Genomic DNA, 15,359 nt, shown 5'->3' with positions numbered 1-15,359 from the left:
TATAAAGCTTCGGATTAGCAGTTAAAAATACAAGAGATTTCAGTTAATTTTGCTCAGGTACAGCAAGACTAAGACGCACGAAATTTCAATCTGTAAAAGTGCCAGACTGAAATAGTATTTTCATCTTCATTAGCGAGCTGCTTCACCTGGCTAAATTATCGGGAAATGTAGTTTATGGCTTGATAGTGTGTGAGTTTTAGTGAGTTTTCTGAAAAAGCCTTGCTAAATGGGTGCAGGGAAAAGCATTTTTTCATACAATAGCCGCACCTCGATATAGGTGCAAATAATGAGTAATACCATCCCTGATTTTCAAGCAGATGAATTTTTGTTAGACCATTATGTAGGCAAAACGCCGCTGGTGCGTTTACAGCGTCTGGCAAGTCACACTCAAGCTACAGTACTCGCGAAACTCGAAGGCAATAACCCGGCAGGTTCGGTCAAAGACCGTCCGGCCTACAATATGATCATGCAGGCCGAGAAGCGTGGGCAGATCAAGCCGGGTGACACCCTGATTGAGGCAACGAGCGGAAATACGGGGATTGCATTGGCGATGGTCGCAGCAATGCGTGGCTATAAAATGAAGCTGATCATGCCGAACAATATGAGTCAGGAACGTAAGGATGCGATGCGTGCTTATGGTGCCGAGCTGATAGAAGTAACCAAAGAGCAGGGCATGGAAGGTGCACGTGATCTTGCTGCTCAAATGCAGAATGATGGCGTGGGTCTAGTGCTGAATCAGTTTGGAAACCCGGACAATGTCGAAGCACACTACCTGACCACGGGTCCAGAAATCTGGCAGCAAACCGGTGGCAAGATTACCCATTTTGTCAGTTCTATGGGCACCACCGGCACCATCATGGGTGTGTCGAAATACCTGAAAGAAATGAATCCTGATATTCAGATCGTTGGTTTACAGCCATCTGATGGTTCAAGTATTGCCGGAATCCGTCGCTGGCCAGAAGAATATCTGCCAACCATTTTCGACCGTAGCCGTGTGGATCGCATTATTGATATTCCACAAATCGAAGCTGAAAAAACCATGCGCAAGCTGGCACAGAAAGAAGGCATCAGTGCCGGAACCTCTTCTGGTGGGGCAGTGTGGGCCTCGATTAAACTGGCGAAAGAACATCCGGATGCAGTGATTGTGTGTATTATCTGTGACCGTGGTGACCGTTACTTGTCTACAGGGTTATTCTCTGTACAAGATCCTGAATAATTATTTGAGCACTGTTTTATGCGCCTGCCTGTTTTAACTTTCGATATTGAAACCCAAACCGATCTCAAATCAGGCGCGCATCTGTTTGGTCTGGACCTGCCCGAAGCAGATCTGGATCAGGCCTTGACCAAATTACGCCGTCAGGATTCAGGCTCGGATTTTCAGCGTTTGCCGCTGCATGAAATCGTCTGTATTTCCGGTTTGTGGATGGATGAGCAGGGCATGAAGCTGTTTTCGTTTAGCCGAGAACAGCATTCTGAAGCAGAGATTTTGAAAAAATTCTTGTCGATTTTTGACAAGCGCCATCCGACTCTAGTGAGTTGGAACGGCTCACAGTTTGATTTACCAGTGATTTTATACCGCGCCATGTATCATGGGCTCTCTGCACCGAGTCTGTTCGATCAGGGCGAAATTGATACGCAAAAGCGTTATAATAACTACCAGAATCGTTACCATCATCGTCATGTCGACTTGATGGATGTGATGGCCATGTTTCATGCCCGTCATTTCCAGAAGCTGGATGATGTTGCACATTTGCTGGGCTATCCAGGCAAGCGCGGTGACGGAGCCTATCGGGTTCCGGAATATGTCCGCAATCAGCAATGGACCGAACTAACGTCTTATTGTGAAGGTGATGTCCTGAATACCTGGCTGGTGTATATCCGCTGGTTGCTGTTAAAAGGCCAGCTGTTGCTGCCGGATTATCAGCATCTGCTGCAAAGCACGATTCAATATTTGCAGACTCAACCGCAACATGAGGACTTTTTATCAGTCTGGCGTGAGACTTCGCAACGAACTGAATTTACCCAATTTGATTTTCCCATCTCCACACCCTAGGTTTTCATGAAACATCGAGCACAAGCACGTCCTACCCAACAACCCGAGTACATTTTTCATGTTGAGTCACTATCGCATGAGGGACGTGGCATCGCTCATTATGGTTCACATCCGGATCATCCGCAGCATAAACATGGCAAGAAAGTCTTTATCCGTTATGCCTTGCCGGGTGAAACCGTGCGTGCCCGCATTACCCGCGAAGTTAAAAAACTCGAAGAAGCTGATAGTCTTGAATTGTTGAGCGACGCTTCCGAGATTCGCGTGAAGCCGGTGTGTCCGCATTTTGGCGTTTGTGGTGGCTGTAATATGCAGCATATCGCTGCGGATGCGCAGATTGAACTGAAACAGAATGTGCTGAAATCACATCTTCAGCATTTTGCCGGAATCCAGCCTGATCAATGGCTACCGCCTTTACGTTCACAACGTGAAGATTATCGCCGTAAAGCCCGAATCGGGGTGCGTTATCTGCCTTCCAAGGATCAGCTGGTGGTGGGTTTTCGTGAAAATCAGTCCAATAAACTCACGCCGATTGATCGCTGTATGATCTTGGATCGCGAGTTTGGCTCGGTTACACGTCTTAAACAATTGCTGCAAGGTCTCAATGGTAAGGCCGACATCGGTCATATAGAATTGGCCATGGGCGATCAGGACATTGCACTGCTGGTGCGTGAAACTGCAAAATTATCTGCCGATGATGTCAACCAATTGCGCGAATTTACGTTACAGAAAGGCTGGCAACTGTATCTGCAGCCTGCTGGCAAAGAGACGCTCTCGCGGATAGATGATCCAGACGCATCTGCACGCTTACACTATGGTCTTGATGACTTTGATGTGAAATTCGGCTTTAATCCTCTAGACTTTACCCAGGTAAATTCAAGCATTAATCCGCAAATGGTACGATTGGCATGTGATTTGCTTCAGCTACAACAGGGTGAACGGGTTCTGGATCTGTTTTGTGGATTAGGAAACTTTTCTTTGCCGCTGGCGCGCTGTGTTGGTGCGTCGGGTCAGGTGATTGCGGTCGAGGGAAGTGAGGAAATGGTTCGACGTGGTGCGGAAAATGCCAAAAACAATGGTATTGCACAAATAGCGTTCTATTCACAAGATTTAACCAAAGATTTCTCGCACCACACTTGGGCAAATCAAGGTTTTGATGCATTATTAATCGACCCGCCACGTGCCGGGGCAGAAGAAGTGATGCATTATATCCCTCAGTTTGGAGCAAAAAGAATCGTTTATGTGTCATGTAATCCTGCGACACTCGCCAGAGATGCAGGACTATTGGTACAACAGGGCTATCGTCTCACCCAAGCGGGCGTGATGGATATGTTTACACATACTGGACATGTTGAATCAATCGCATTGTTCGAAAAAGAAAATCAAATAAACGATTAAAGAAATGATGTTTTTAAAAGTAGGAGACGGGTATGGTCACAGTACGTGAGCAACTCCCTGGACGACTCAATGAGTTGTCACAGGAGACGACTGTAGAACATGCCGAACAAGCACACCAGGATCTGACTGAATGGTTGGATCGGGTTCGTGGCATATTAGATGGCGCACCTTTAACGCAGCTCGAAGAAGTCGCCCACTTAACATTAGAAAGAGAGCTGCAAAGTACGGTTCAGCACCGCTCCAATACCTTTTATACCGGTATTGAGATGGCGGATATTCTGGCGCATTTGCATGTCGATGAAGATACTTTGTCCGCAGCCATGCTGTATCGTGCGGTGCGTGAAGGTGTCATGCCACTCAATGAAGTACTGGAACAGTTCGGCGAACAGGTGCATAGCCTGGTCAAAGGTACGCTTGCCATGGGTAAGCTGTCTGAGCTGATCGAAAAAAATAAGCGTCTGGAAGATCATTTCAATAATAACCAGCGTGAACATCTGTCTGGCATTTACAAAATGCTAATCTCGGTCACTGAAGATGTACGTGTTGTTCTGGTCAAGCTGGCCGAACGTACTTATGCCTTGCGTGAACTGGCCAATTCCTCGCGTGAGCGTCAGGAACGGGTGGCCCGAGAAATTCTGACCATTTACTCGCCACTGGCACACCGTTTAGGTATTGCCCAGCTGAAATGGGAGCTGGAAGATCTGGCTTTCCGTTATCTTGCGCCGGAACGTTATAAAGAAATTGCTTCCTTACTGAATGAAAAGCGTCTGGAGCGTGAACAGTATATTCAGTTTGTGATTGATAAATTACGCAATGAATTGGCCGAGCATGGCATCGAAGCTGAAATTAATGGCCGGGTGAAACACATTTATTCGATTTATCGAAAAATGAAAAGCAAGAACCTGAGCTTTGATCAGCTCTATGATATTCGTGCTTTACGGGTACTGGTGAAAAGTGTGCCGGAGTGTTACCACACTTTAGGTATTGTGCATCAGATCTGGCGCCACATTCCGCATCAGTTTGATGATTACATTACCAACCCGAAAGCCAATGGCTATCGTTCTTTGCATACTGCGGTGATTGCCGAGAACAAGTCACTTGAAGTGCAGATTCGTACCCATGCAATGCATGACGAAGCTGAGCTTGGAGTGTGTTCACATTTTAATTATAAAGAAGGCGCAAAAACCACAGATCGCTCCTTTAACCATCGTCTGCATTCCTTGCGTGCGGTACTTGAGCATTATCAAGAACGCAATGAAAGCAGTGCACATAAAGAATCTGAAGATGAAATCGAGAATTTTGAGCATATTCAAGATTTTGAAGGCTTCGAAAAGATCTATGTGTTTAGCCGTGATGGTGATATCAAAGAGCTACCACGTGATTCAAGCGTGCTAGACTTTGCGTATCATGTGCATACCGAAGTCGGGAACAAGTGCTATGCTGCACGGGTGAATCAGCGCTATGTGCCGCTGACCTATACCCTGAAAACCGGTGAACAGGTCGAGATTCTGACCAAAAAAGACCGGGAACCGAACAGGGACTGGCTGGTTAATTCGCTAGGTTATATCAAGACGGCCCGAGCGCGAGATAAGTTGCGTCACTGGTTCCGTCAGCAGGATCGTAGCAAGAACCTGGAAGTCGGCCGTGAAGTACTGAACAAAGAATTGTCACGTTTGGCGATTCACCCGAAATCGATTGATCTGAGTGATTATTGCAACCACTTCAATGTCAAAACCGGTGATGACATTCTGGTGAATCTGGTCAATGGTGATATCAGCCTGCATGCCCTGATTAATCAGGTGAACCGTCACATGCATCTGGATCAGGACGAGCCTGAGCTGGTGCTGAAACCTGCCTTGAACCCGCGTGCCAGTCATACACTGTCAGCGCACGGGATTCTGATCGACGGTTTAGATAACGTGGAACTGCATGTCGCGCAATGTTGCCAACCGGTGCATGGTGAATCGATCGCTGGCTATATCACTCTGAATCGTGGAGTGAGCATTCATAAGGTGGCCTGTCCGGACTATGTGCGCATGATCACCCAAGAGCCTGAGCGTGCGGTAGAAGCCGATTGGGAAATGCAGCCGACTCGTGGTCAGAGCGTACAGATTGTGGTGGAAGCTTATGATCGACGCGGTTTGCTCAAAGATCTCACGCAAGTGATTTTCTCGGATCAGATCAATATCCGTCAGGTGAATACCATTTCGGAAGCGGATGGTATTGCCAATATGAAGCTGCTGATTGAAGTCAAAGGTCTGGCACAACTTTCCAAGCTGCTGGCCCGTCTTGAGCAGCAACCGGGAATTATCAGCGCGCGTCGTCTGGTACAGGGTACTTAATTCCTGTTACCTAAGTTTAAAAAGCCTGCAATTCAATTGCGGGCTTTTTTATTGTAAGGTATTTGAATCACATGCATAAAAAATAGACCAGCAAACCAAAATGAGCGCGACCGAAATATTTGAACGTAGACGAAATAATCTGGCCAAGGTGATTGATTTGCTGATCGAGACGCAGCAATTTAAAACCGGCAAAGAGATCTGTGAACATTTCGGCTTGTCAGCCTCATATATTGCGCAATTGCTGAATAGCAAACGCCAGATCGGCGAGAAAGCAGCAAGGGAGTTGGAACAACAACTGGGTCTAGATGTGCTCATTCTAGATCAGTCGGCTGAACCAAAAGTTGAATTAGCTCCGGTTCCAGCGCAAGGTACTCTGTTTCAAATGCAGGTAATAGAACAGCAGGCATTTGCACTTATCTCCCTGGATTCAGCGCTCTCATTCAATCAGGATATTTTTCATCTGCAAGCACAGCATTATGCGATTCAGGTAGCAGGGCCGTATTATTTTCCCAGCTTAAAATCAGGTTGGTGGCTGATTTGTGACAAACAGGCCGGGTTGCCAATTTCATGCATGCTCTGTATATATCTGGTCAATGGCCTGCAGCTAATTTTGCAGTTGGTGAGCGAAGCTCAGGATCATTATGAATTCCAAAGTCTGGATGAACACCGACAGGTGATTTTTCAAAAAACCGATATTGGGAAAATCCATCCAGTCATTTCGATTATTCCCACTGCCACATATTCAAACAGCAGAAATAATTCAGCCCATCATAAGACGGGCTGAACGATGAACATGAAACAGAACAGATTATGGAATCTGGTTCTCGTCTTCAAATTCTGGCTTCACCTGAACAATAAAGTCCTGACGGTTTAGACCACGCCACAAGGCAAAGGCTGTACCAATATAGATCGACGAATAGGTCCCGACAAAGACACCAACAAACATCGCGATCGAGAACCATTTCAGACCATCACCACCCATCAGCATCATGGCAAGCACCACGAGCAATAAGGTCATAGAGGTATGAATGGTACGACGCAGGGTTTCAGTCAGGGCAATGTTAATGATTTCGACCGGTTCTGCACCACGAATCTTACGGAAGTTCTCACGGATACGGTCAGAGACCACGATATTATCATTCAGTGAGAAACCGATGATTGCAAGGAGTGCCGCAAGTACAGTGAGGTCAAATGGCCACTGCATCATCGCAAAAATCCCGAGGGTAACGACGATATCATGGAACAGTGACAATACTGCACCCATAGCCAGCTTGACCTCAAAGCGGATGGTGACATAGACCAGCATCAGCAGGAGCGCAAGTGCCACAGCACCGCCAGAACGGACATAGAGCTCATTACCGACCTGTCCACCGACGACATCAACCTTCGGTACTTCTGCCGCATTATTTGGCAGTTGAACTGCGGCTGTAACAGCTTTGGTCAGGTCTTCAGCTTCGATATCTTCCTGAACCGGCATACGCACCATCAGGTCACGTTCAGAACCTAAAGTCTGAACCACAGCATCATTAAAGCCTGCCTGGTTCAATGCCTTGGAGACATCTTCAGGTTTGACCGGATTGGTATAGTTTAATTCGGCTGCCACACCACCGGTAAAGTCTAAACCGAGGTTCAGGCCTTTGGTGGCAATAAAGAAGATACTCGCAACGGTTAAGAGGATTGAAAACAATGCCGCAGGCATCGCAATCTTCATAAACGGAATAATGCGTTCGTCTTCCGGGCGACCGTACTGTTTTTGATTCAGTTGAGTATTTTCAGTCATCAGTGATCTCCTTAAATGCTCAACTTTTTCAAGTTACGTTTTTTGCCATAAATGAGCTGTACCACGGCACGCGTTACTGTAATGGCAGTAAACATCGAGCAGACAATACCAATCATCAGGGTTACGGCAAAGCCTTTGATCGGACCTGTACCAATCGCGAACAGAATGAACGCCACCAGGAATGTGGTCAAGTTCGAGTCGAAAATGGTGTTATAGGCACGATCATAACCGGCCACAATCGCCTGTTTTGGCGAAGCTCCCCATTTCATTTCTTCCCGTATTCGTTCACAGATCAGTACGTTGGCATCGACCGCCATACCGATGGTAATGACGATACCGGCAATACCCGGAAGGGTAAGGGAAGCGCCAATCCAAGACATGACTGTCAGAATCATCGCCAGGTTAAAGACCAAGGCAAAGTTGGCAATCACACCAAACAGACGGAAGAATACCACCATCCAGATGGCGACCAGAAGGAAACCGATCTGAGTTGAAAGTACACCTTTATCGATGTTTTCTTGACCCAGACTTGGACCAATTACACGTTCTTCAACAAAATACATTGGCGCAGCCAACGCACCTGCACGCAGCATCAAGGCAAGTTCAGCAGCTTCTTGCGGCGAGTCCAGGCCAGTAATACGGAACTGAGAACCCAGTACTGCCTGAATGGTTGCAGCGTTAATGACTACAGATTCAGTATACGGGGTACGAACTTCAGTCTGAGTGCCGGTCGCAGGGTCTTCCACATAATTAATGCGCTGCTTGTTCTCGATGAACAAGACGGCCATACGTTTGCCGACCGCATTACGGGTGGCATCCGACATCAGTTTGCCGCCTGCGCTGTCCAAGGTAATGTTAACTTCAGCACCGCCTGTGTCTTGGCTAAAGCCACTTGATGCATTCTGAACACGTTCACCGGTTAAGATACGGTTACGGTTCAACAGGAGCTGACGACCACTGTCCAGTGATTCATAAGCAAATACTTCTGTGCCCGGTGGTAATGCACCCGTTGCCTGACCGGTATATGGATCGATATATTGATCATTCAGGTCAGACACCAGACGGAACTCGAGGTTCGCGGTACGACCCAAGACACGTTTCGCTTCAGCGGTATCCTGTACACCAGGAAGCTCAACCACAATACGGTTGCTACCCTGGGTTTGCACCAGTGCTTCTGCTACACCTAACTCGTTAATACGGTTACGTAAAGTGGTCAAGTTCTGGTTGACTGCATAAGATTCAATTTCTTGCTTACGCACATCGGTATAGTTCAAACGTAAAGTCGAACCCGTCTCGGTCGCAACAGCCTGCTGGGTAAACTCATTGCCATTACGGCGCAAGAAGTCCATCGTTGCAGAACGGTCATCATTGTTGGCAAACTGCATCACAATGGTGTTGTTGCTTAAGTTCAGGCTATTAAATTTCAGGTTGTTATCACGTAACTGACGACGTAGATCCGTCGCAGAGGTTTCCATACGCTGGGAAATGGCCTTGTCCATATCCACTTCAAGCAAGAAGTGAACACCACCACGTAAATCCAGGCCGAGCTTCATTGGTTTGGCACCAATTTTTTGCAGCCATTCTGGGGTGGTCGGGGCAAGGTTCAGTGCAACCACGTAATCATCACCTAAACCACGACGTAAAGCCTCTTTGGCTTTAAGTTGCGATTCACTTGAATCTACACGTAATAAGGCTGCATTGTTGCCAAAGCTATTGTCATGGGTGGCAATATTTTCAGTTTTTAAAATTTGCTCTGCTTTTTGTACGATGCTTGCATCAATTTGAGTACCGGCTTTGGCACCCGAAATCTGTACAGCAGGTTCATCTGGATACAAACTTGGCAGGGCATATAAAGTACTGATCACCAGGACAACCAGGATCAGTACATATTTCCATGCTGGGTAACGCATTCGTTTTCTTCTTAAAATGAAAAAGTCGTGCGAGGGCACGACTATTTTTGATTAAAGGTTATTTAAAGTGCCTTCAGGTAGGACTGAGATCACACTTGCACGTTGAACTTTGACTTCTACACCACGGCTCAATTCAACCACTGCGAAGTCACCTTCAATCTTGGTGATTTTGCCCATTAATCCGCCTGCAAATACCACTTCACTGCCAACGCCAAGGCTGTCGACCAAAGCACGGTGTTCTTTGGCACGTTTAGATTGAGGACGCCAGATCAAGAAATAGAAGATTGCAATAAAAACAGCAATCATCAAAAGGTTCGCCATCATGCTTGGTTGTTGTGCAGCTTCACCTGCAGCGTGAGCAGTCGAAATAAAAAGGCTCATTACATTTTCCTAAAATAAAAAACTGGTGATCAACTCGATAATAAATTGACATATTCTTGCAATTTACATTGTCTTTTTCCTCAGCGCAAATGCTGATGGATTAATCTTGCGGACAAGGTGGCACTTCCAGGCCACGGCGGGCATAAAAGTCATGAACAAATTCGTCAAATGTACCGTTGTCTAATGCATCACGCATTGCTTCAGTCAAACGCAGGTAATAGCGCAGATTATGAATCGTACCGAGCATAGAGCCGAGCATTTCCCCACATTTCTCAAGATGGAATAAATAGGCACGGGTAAAGTTCTGGCAGGTATAGCAGTCGCAATGCGGATCGAGTGGGCTTTGGTCATGACGGTATTTACTGTTACGGATTCGCACCAAGCCGTCTGTCACAAAATAGTGACCGTTACGTGCATTTCGGGTTGGCATTACGCAGTCAAACATATCGACACCACGACGCACCGCTTCCACAATATCTTCAGGCTTGCCGACGCCCATCAAATAACGCGGTTTGTCTGCAGGCATTTTTTCTGGAAGATAATCCAGTACCTTGATCATTTCCTCTTTTGGTTCGCCCACGGACAGACCACCAATCGCATAACCATCAAAGTCGATTTCTAGCAGGCCTTTTAAAGATTCATCGCGTAAATCTTCATACATGCCGCCTTGAATAATACCGAACAGCGCATTACGGTTTTTCAGCACGTCATGATGCTGGGTTTTGCAGCGTTTCGCCCAGCGCAAAGACAGCTGCAACGATTTTTGCGCTTCTTCATGCGTTGCAGGGTAGGGGGTACATTCGTCAAAAATCATCACAATGTCAGAGTTCAGCGTGTGCTGAATATCCATTGAAATTTCAGGAGATAAAAATACTTTTGAACCATCAATCGGCGAGCGGAAGGTGACACCTTCTTCTTTAATTTTACGCATTGCGCCCAGACTGAAGACCTGGAAGCCGCCTGAATCGGTCAAAATGGGACTATTCCATTTCATAAAGCCGTGCAGGCCGCCATGTTCACGAATTACATCCAGTCCTGGACGTAAATACAAATGGAAGGTATTGCCCAGAATGACTTGAGATTTGATCTCTTTAATGTCGCGTGGCAACAGGCCCTTGACCGTACCATACGTACCCACAGGCATGAACATCGGAGTTTCCACCACACCATGTTCAAGCGTTAAACGACCACGACGGGCACGGCCCGACTGACCTAATTTTTCAAACTTCATAGGAGTTCCACATCAAGGCGAAAAAACAGTTCGCTGATTGTTATAGCTAAAGGGCGCTATTTTCCTTGATTCTTACACTAAACGCCAGCATTGTAGAGCATTCGCTCTGTAATTTTATTTATCGCTGAAGCTAGGGAACATCCGGAGATATTGGCGGATGGGCAGAAAACTGCTGCAAGCGCTGCTGGATATCTTCCCGGCTAAGGGCGCAGCTGCCATCCGGCTCAGAGGCCATTGCAGCGATATGCTGGATCAGTTTCTGGATATAAATATTGCTATCGACAAAGTAGGATTCCAAGGTCAGCAAATAGGCATCTTGTGCCACTTGCAAATAGTCATAAGGCTCCATCACCAGCATCTGCTCTAGATCAATCAAGATATCTTTGTCGTTTTGCGAGAGTTTCAAGCGTTTCTGTATGGCAGGTAAATGAGTAGTTTGTCTGGATGCCAGAAATTTCTGTAAATGAATATGCTCAGGATTAAGTGTCTGTGCAGATTGGCATTCAAATTCGACTTGGGTGGGCAGGCTCATGAAAAAAAGGATGCCATCCAGATCCAGACCATAAGCCTCAGAAAGACGATGTTTGGTCTGTTTAAAACTCTCCAGCAATAAATCCAGATGCGTCGCATGCAGCTGTTTTTGCTGTGCCAATACCGGATGGTCAAAGCTGTGCTGGGTTTTAAAATAATCGGCCAGCAAGGTTTTAAAGGGAATGAGTCCAGAGTGGGGCAAAGCGTGGGCCCGATAACGCCATTTCCGGACATTCCAGCGATCCTGTTCCTCCAGATATTGCTGAAGATATTCCGGATCTTTAAAAATACTGCGTTCAGTCGAAATGGCCAGATCATCCAGCAGTAAAAATTCGTCAAAGACCAGACTACAGGCATAGATTTGATCATCCTGATAATGGTCGTATAACCGATAAAATTCCTCGACCAGCGTCTGTTGCAAGTGCTCTAAATAATCCAGCATAATTTTTATTCTTTATATTATAAGTTTTAGATAGGTACAGCCGCATCCTTGGCTATTTTTATAATAAGTTAATGCGCCAAGGATGCAAAATTTTATCAGATCTTGCTGTTCACTCAGTGAAAGTTCGGACGGTAATCAAAATTCTGTGTCACGCTTTGATCACGGAATGGACGTACCACTTTTTTTCTGAGTAACATATTATTAATGATGTTGTGCGGAAAAATCTGGATCTGGTTGTTAAACAGCTCGACATTGCGATTATAAATGGTAATCGCAGCACCGACATTTTCATTCTGTTCTTCAATTTCAGCCATCATTTTCAGATAGATGTCATTGGCTTTCAGCTCCGGGTAGTTTTCAATCACCACATTCAGGCTATGCATTAACTGTTTATTCAGGCTTTCAATGCGTTGTAACTGCCCAATATCGGCATCCTTGATATTCAGGTTCATGATGTTCTGACGCAGTTCGGTGACTTTTTCTAGCGTGCCTTTTTCAAAACTCGAGTATTGCTCGACCAGCGGTTGCAGCCCATCCAGAATTTTCAGTTTTTGCCGTTCATAACTGGCGACATCCGACCAGGCGCGAATCGTGGCGTTGTGATGACGGACAATACTGTTGCGGATCATGATAATCGTGACAATCAGCGCCACAATGATCAAACATAAAATCAAAAATCCCATCCGAGATCTCCCCAAGCTATATCTATATTTTAAAAATGATGCGAAAAATTTATTTTAAAAACTGCAGCAGATCATGTTGTAAGTTTTCGAGCTGTTTTAATTTAAACGTTCTCAGGTGGCCGCGCAATGTGGAAATATCGCTAATATTCTGCTGCTTGCTCGATACCTGAAATAAATCATGGGGCCCCAGATAGCACAGCATCTTATTTTCTGGGTGAAACAGTAAATCTCCCTGACGCTGTTCAAAAAAATCGGCCAGTCGCAGCACAAAACCCGAACTGAGTAATTTGGCAGTTTGCAGCATATCGCTGCCATAAAAGCTTAAGCGCTGATTGGTGCGAATATCGCTGCTGTGCCAGGGATGGCTATAAGGATAATAAAATTTCTTTCTGGAAGTCGTAACGGCCAGTCCCTGAATCTGGATATCAAAAACAAACACGCCCCACAGGTCTTTATGGACCTGCATCAGTTTGACTGGCTGGCCTTCCTTGTTTCGGGCCTGTACTTCATCAATATAGTGGTATTGAAATAGCAGCACCTGATGTTGCTGGCCGTTTTCATCCTCCCAGACCGTGCTGGCATAACGCTGAATCTCATTACTCAACGAACCTTGATTGAATACTGGAAATAATTGTTTTAAATGCCGGATAAAGTGCAGGGGATTAAGAGGCATGGAAATATGCTGTGGCTGTTTTTGAAAGGCAAGCTGATATTTCTTGGCCAGTGCTTGTTCTTCCAGAAAAGCAATGACTTCCTCTAATGGCTGCTGTTGTTCATAGCAAATATAGGCCCAGAAGATGCAGAGACAGCCGAGAAAAACACTGCTCTGAATCCAGATATTTCCCGGAGCAATAAAAATGCTGCCAATCAGAAAAAGGCCAATTCCGGCAAGCGCAAGCGGCAGGTTATTTTCAAACTTGAGCGTAATTGGGCCATTCCAGGGATGCAGCCCGTCGAGCAGTTCTTGATGAGTTTTGGCCTGTTGGCCCAGTTCCCAGAGCCGAGCGATATTCTGAAACACCACTGCATTTTTCTTTCGGCGAATATGAATGGACTGTTGTACAGACTCGATCGGCATGGGCAATGGTTCTCAATTATTTCACCTGATCAATCAGCATGGCATCGCCATAACTGAAGAAGCGATATTTGCTGTCTACTGCATGCTTATAAGCATTCAGAATATTGTCACGGTTGGACAAGGCAGACACCAGCATTAACAGGGTCGATTCTGGTAAATGGAAGTTGGTGATCAAACGATCGACCACTTTAAACTGATAACCCGGATAGATGAAAATCTGGGTATCACCTGTCCAGGCTGCCAGTTCACCGTGATGTGCTTGTGCTGCACTTTCGACTGCACGGGTGGCAGTCGTGCCTACGGAAATGACTTTATTACCGCGGGCTTTGGTCTGGCGAATCATCTCGACTGCAGTTTCAGGGACATCGCACCATTCACTGTGCATGATGTGATTTTGAATATCATCAGTACGCACTGGCAGGAAAGTACCTGCGCCGACATGCAGGGTCACAAAGGTTTTTTGAACTCCTTTGGCTTCCAATTTTGCCAGCAGGTCAGCATCAAAATGCAGGCTGGCAGTAGGTGCTGCAACGCTGGCCAGTTTGGTTGGGTCATTAAACACGGTTTGATAACGTTCAGTATCAATCTCTTCCGCTTCACGGTTGAAATAAGGCGGAATCGGCAAGGCGCCGTATTGATCCAGCACATCGAGAATTGGTTGTGAAAATTCTACAATAAACAGATTTTCATGACGGCCTTGTACGATCACTTTCACTGCATCCGGGCCAATAAAAAGCTCTGCACCGGCTTTCGGAGTATTACTGGCCTTGATATGGCAATAGGCAATAAAGCGATCTTGCATACGCTCAACCAGCACTTCTACCGCACCGCCTGAAGCACGTTTACCTTTTAAACGGGCCTTCATGACTTTGGTGTCATTCAATATCAACAAGTCGCCGTCTTCAAGTAAATCCAGAATGTCAGTAAATTGATGGTCATGATATTGACCTTGGGTATCGAGGTGCAGCAGGCGAGAGGCACTGCGGGTTTCCAGTGGATAGCGAGCAATTAGCTCATCGGGGAGATCAAAATTAAAATCAGAAAGTTGCATGATGATTTACGCTAAAAAAACTGCGGCTAGTATAAACTTTTTTCTTTTTTATAGCGGGAATTGCTCGATTTTAAAACGAAAAAATGCCATTTGTTTTAAAAATAAACAAATGTAAATATTCTGCGTTGACAGTGCCGAGAAATCGCGTATTATACCTTTCATCCACTCCCGAGGTGGTGAAATTGGTAGACGCGGCGGACTCAAAATCCGCTGTCAGAGATGACGTGTCGGTTCGAGTCCGACCCTCGGGACCAAAATTCTAAAAAACCCCAAGCACATTCAGTCTTGGGGTTTTTTATTGTCTGTATATTTAAAAGTATTTATTTTCATCATTTCTTAAAATGGTTTTTGACTGAATTTGAGTGGTTTTGTCAGTAAGATGATGATTTATATCTATAGCGAAAAATAGATTAATTGAATAACTTTGATACATCAATCAGAAATAAAAAAACCGGCGCCTAGACGCCGGTTTTGTTATTTTA

13 protein-coding genes and 1 tRNA gene are annotated in these 15,359 nt (G+C 45.8%); 6 read left to right on the top strand and 8 right to left on the bottom strand.

All coding sequences use genetic code 11. From position 1 onward, the window contains the following. The first annotated feature begins 286 nt into the window (after positions 1–286). The 5 genes from cysM to F893_RS14660 all read left to right on the top strand — a co-directional run bounded on the left by cysM (position 287) and on the right by F893_RS14660 (position 6,574). Complete coding sequence (gene cysM, locus F893_RS14680) at positions 287–1,216, top strand: cysteine synthase CysM (protein WP_005252843.1); 930 nt, start codon at positions 287–289, stop codon at positions 1,214–1,216. An 18-nt stretch (positions 1,217–1,234) separates the two neighbouring features. Continuing rightward, positions 1,235–2,053 (top strand): 3'-5' exonuclease, encoded by an 819-nt coding sequence (locus tag F893_RS14675; RefSeq protein WP_005252841.1) that lies wholly within the window; start codon positions 1,235–1,237, stop codon positions 2,051–2,053. A gap of 6 nt (positions 2,054–2,059) precedes the next feature. Beyond that, entirely contained in the window at positions 2,060–3,448 is a 1,389-nt protein-coding gene (gene rlmD, locus F893_RS14670; RefSeq protein ID WP_005252839.1) for a 23S rRNA (uracil(1939)-C(5))-methyltransferase RlmD, read from the top strand. Between the two features lie 32 nt (positions 3,449–3,480). Beyond that, positions 3,481–5,790 (top strand): RelA/SpoT family protein, encoded by a 2,310-nt coding sequence (locus F893_RS14665; RefSeq protein ID WP_005252835.1) that lies wholly within the window; start codon positions 3,481–3,483, stop codon positions 5,788–5,790. A gap of 100 nt (positions 5,791–5,890) precedes the next feature. Continuing rightward, a complete protein-coding gene (locus F893_RS14660; RefSeq protein WP_005252833.1) occupies positions 5,891–6,574 on the top strand; it encodes a hypothetical protein in 684 nt (227 codons plus the stop codon). Between the two features lie 24 nt (positions 6,575–6,598). On the opposite strand, the gene secF is transcribed toward F893_RS14660, so the two are convergent. The 8 genes from secF to queA form a co-directional block, all read right to left on the bottom strand. Then, entirely contained in the window at positions 6,599–7,573 is a 975-nt protein-coding gene (secF, locus tag F893_RS14655; RefSeq protein WP_171066787.1) for a protein translocase subunit SecF, read from the bottom strand. Between the two features lie 8 nt (positions 7,574–7,581). Beyond that, positions 7,582–9,480, bottom strand: a complete 1,899-nt coding sequence (gene secD / locus F893_RS14650; RefSeq protein WP_004733746.1) for a protein translocase subunit SecD — start codon at positions 9,478–9,480, stop codon at positions 7,582–7,584. 51 nt (positions 9,481–9,531) lie between these two features. Beyond that, positions 9,532–9,861: a preprotein translocase subunit YajC gene (gene yajC / locus F893_RS14645; RefSeq protein ID WP_004645158.1), complete on the bottom strand. Its 330-nt coding sequence runs from the start codon at positions 9,859–9,861 to the stop codon at positions 9,532–9,534. Between the two features lie 100 nt (positions 9,862–9,961). Then, on the bottom strand, positions 9,962–11,092 hold the full coding sequence (gene tgt, locus F893_RS14640; RefSeq protein ID WP_005252828.1) for a tRNA guanosine(34) transglycosylase Tgt: 1,131 nt from the start codon (positions 11,090–11,092) through the stop codon (positions 9,962–9,964). Positions 11,093–11,222: 130 nt separating this feature from the next. Beyond that, positions 11,223–12,065 carry a DUF4303 domain-containing protein gene (locus tag F893_RS14635; RefSeq protein ID WP_005252826.1) on the bottom strand — a complete coding sequence of 281 codons (843 nt, stop codon included), beginning with the start codon at positions 12,063–12,065 and terminating at the stop codon, positions 11,223–11,225. Positions 12,066–12,178: 113 nt separating this feature from the next. Beyond that, positions 12,179–12,748 (bottom strand): LemA family protein, encoded by a 570-nt coding sequence (locus F893_RS14630; RefSeq protein WP_004645163.1) that lies wholly within the window; start codon positions 12,746–12,748, stop codon positions 12,179–12,181. Positions 12,749–12,797: 49 nt separating this feature from the next. Next, entirely contained in the window at positions 12,798–13,826 is a 1,029-nt protein-coding gene (locus tag F893_RS14625) for a hypothetical protein (RefSeq protein ID WP_005252824.1), read from the bottom strand. A 16-nt stretch (positions 13,827–13,842) separates the two neighbouring features. After that, positions 13,843–14,877 carry a tRNA preQ1(34) S-adenosylmethionine ribosyltransferase-isomerase QueA gene (gene queA, locus F893_RS14620; RefSeq protein ID WP_005252823.1) on the bottom strand — a complete coding sequence of 345 codons (1,035 nt, stop codon included), beginning with the start codon at positions 14,875–14,877 and terminating at the stop codon, positions 13,843–13,845. A gap of 167 nt (positions 14,878–15,044) precedes the next feature. Between queA and F893_RS14615 the strand changes: the two genes are divergently transcribed. After that, positions 15,045–15,131 (top strand) — tRNA-Leu (locus F893_RS14615). Positions 15,132–15,359 lie beyond the last annotated feature (228 nt).

The sequence above is a fragment of the Acinetobacter sp. CIP 102136 genome (assembly GCF_000369685.1).
GTDB lineage: Bacteria > Pseudomonadota > Gammaproteobacteria > Pseudomonadales > Moraxellaceae > Acinetobacter > Acinetobacter fasciculus.
This window is presented reverse-complemented; position numbering and strand designations above follow the sequence as displayed.

Excerpts from the sequence above, each read along its gene's own strand:
- F893_RS14675 (WP_005252841.1), top strand. The coding sequence starts at position 1,235 with ATGCGCCTGCCTGTTTTAACTTTCGATATTGAAACCCAAACCGATCTC.
- queA (WP_005252823.1), bottom strand. The coding sequence starts at position 14,877 with ATGCAACTTTCTGATTTTAATTTTGATCTCCCCGATGAGCTAATTGCT.
- F893_RS14665 (WP_005252835.1), top strand. The coding sequence starts at position 3,481 with ATGGTCACAGTACGTGAGCAACTCCCTGGACGACTCAATGAGTTGTCA.
- F893_RS14635 (WP_005252826.1), bottom strand. The coding sequence starts at position 12,065 with ATGCTGGATTATTTAGAGCACTTGCAACAGACGCTGGTCGAGGAATTT.
- rlmD (WP_005252839.1), top strand. The coding sequence starts at position 2,060 with ATGAAACATCGAGCACAAGCACGTCCTACCCAACAACCCGAGTACATT.
- F893_RS14630 (WP_004645163.1), bottom strand. The coding sequence starts at position 12,748 with ATGGGATTTTTGATTTTATGTTTGATCATTGTGGCGCTGATTGTCACG.
- cysM (WP_005252843.1), top strand. The coding sequence starts at position 287 with ATGAGTAATACCATCCCTGATTTTCAAGCAGATGAATTTTTGTTAGAC.
- tgt (WP_005252828.1), bottom strand. The coding sequence starts at position 11,092 with ATGAAGTTTGAAAAATTAGGTCAGTCGGGCCGTGCCCGTCGTGGTCGT.
- secD (WP_004733746.1), bottom strand. The coding sequence starts at position 9,480 with ATGCGTTACCCAGCATGGAAATATGTACTGATCCTGGTTGTCCTGGTG.
- F893_RS14625 (WP_005252824.1), bottom strand. The coding sequence starts at position 13,826 with ATGCCGATCGAGTCTGTACAACAGTCCATTCATATTCGCCGAAAGAAA.
- F893_RS14660 (WP_005252833.1), top strand. The coding sequence starts at position 5,891 with ATGAGCGCGACCGAAATATTTGAACGTAGACGAAATAATCTGGCCAAG.
- yajC (WP_004645158.1), bottom strand. The coding sequence starts at position 9,861 with ATGAGCCTTTTTATTTCGACTGCTCACGCTGCAGGTGAAGCTGCACAA.